The organism is Cytobacillus oceanisediminis, from assembly GCF_004366035.1.
Taxonomy (GTDB): Bacteria; Bacillota; Bacilli; order Bacillales; family Cytobacillaceae; genus Cytobacillus; species Cytobacillus oceanisediminis_C.
Genome location: NZ_SOEE01000055.1, coordinates 1 through 1,381, shown reverse-complemented (window position 1 = coordinate 1,381; position 1,381 = coordinate 1). Strand labels below are relative to the sequence as shown.

Genomic DNA, 1,381 nt, shown 5'->3' with positions numbered 1-1,381 from the left:
GCTCATACATTTTTTGTAGACGAACCAAAAAACTTAGGTGGGAATGATAAGGGTGCAAATCCATTAAATACTCTGTTAGGCTCTCTTGCAGGCTGCGAAAACGCCATTGCTAATATGGTGGCAAAGGAAATGAAGTTTAATTTAAATGGAATCGACTTCAAAATTGAAGGAGCTTTAGATCCAAAAGGCTTAAGGGGAGATCCATCCGTAAAGCAATACTTCCAAACCCTTACGATTGAAGCACTTGTGGATACTGACGAGTCTGACGAAAGAATTCAAGAGCTTAAAGAAAAAACAGATTCAAGATGCCCAGTATTCAACATTTTAAAGGATACAAACTTTATTAAGATTCAATCTACTTGGAGAAGAAAATAGTCTTTCTGTTTGTCAAGGAGCCCCTAATGAACTAAGGGGCTTTTTCTTAAAATGAAGAATAAATAAGGTTTGGGTAATCTAGGGATATATACTATACTGGAGGTCTGTTTATGTCAGCACAATATGAATTAGCTACGTTTGCTGGAGGGTGTTTTTGGTGTATGGTTCAGCCCTTTGATGAGTTACCTGGTATTATAAAAGTAGTGTCAGGCTATACAGGTGGGCATAAAGAGAACCCAACTTATCATGAAGTGTGCTCTAATACAACGGGTCATTATGAGGCAGTTCAAATTACGTTCGACCCAACCGTTTTTCCGTATGAGAAGCTGTTAGAGCTTTTCTGGCAGCAAATTGATCCTACCGATGCTCATGGTCAGTTTGGTGATCGAGGAGAGTCCTACAAAACGGCCATTTTTTATCATACAGGGGAGCAAAAACGACTAGCCGAAGAATCTAAGCAGAAATTACAAGAAAGTAAAAGGTTTTCAAAACCAATCGTGACAGAAATTAAAGAGGCGTCTGTGTTTTATGCGGCAGAAGAATATCATCAGCACTATTATAAAAAGAATTCCTTTCATTATAATAATTATAAGGAAGGGTCAGGACGAGCAGGATTTATTCGAGAAAACTGGAAAAATCATCATGCTGAAAACATCAAAAAGCTTACTCCTATTCAATATCGTGTCACACAAGAAAGCGGAACGGAACCACCCTTTCAAAATGAATTCTGGGATCATAAAGATGAAGGGATTTATGTCGATATTGTCTCTGGCAAACCATTATTTAGCTCTCTTGATAAATTTGATTCTGGCTGTGGGTGGCCAAGCTTCACTAAGCCAATAGAGCAACAAGAAGTGATGGAAAAACTTGACACTTCCCATGGGATGAGACGGATAGAAGTAAGAAGCAACTCAGCAGATTCTCATTTAGGACACGTATTTGATGATGGTCCACGTGATAAAGGCGGGCTTCGATATTGTATCAACTCTGCGGCCCTTAAATTTAT

Annotated in this window: 2 protein-coding genes; both read left to right on the top strand. The window is 38.7% G+C overall.

Translation table 11 applies throughout. The features are described 5' to 3' along the window. The coding region (locus DFO72_RS29090; protein ID WP_134177361.1) for an OsmC family protein at positions 1–375 on the top strand (375 nt) is incomplete at its 5' end. 110 nt (positions 376–485) lie between these two features. Then, positions 486–1,381: peptide-methionine (S)-S-oxide reductase MsrA (gene msrA, locus DFO72_RS29085; RefSeq protein ID WP_134177359.1), on the top strand; the 896-nt coding region annotated here is incomplete at its 3' end.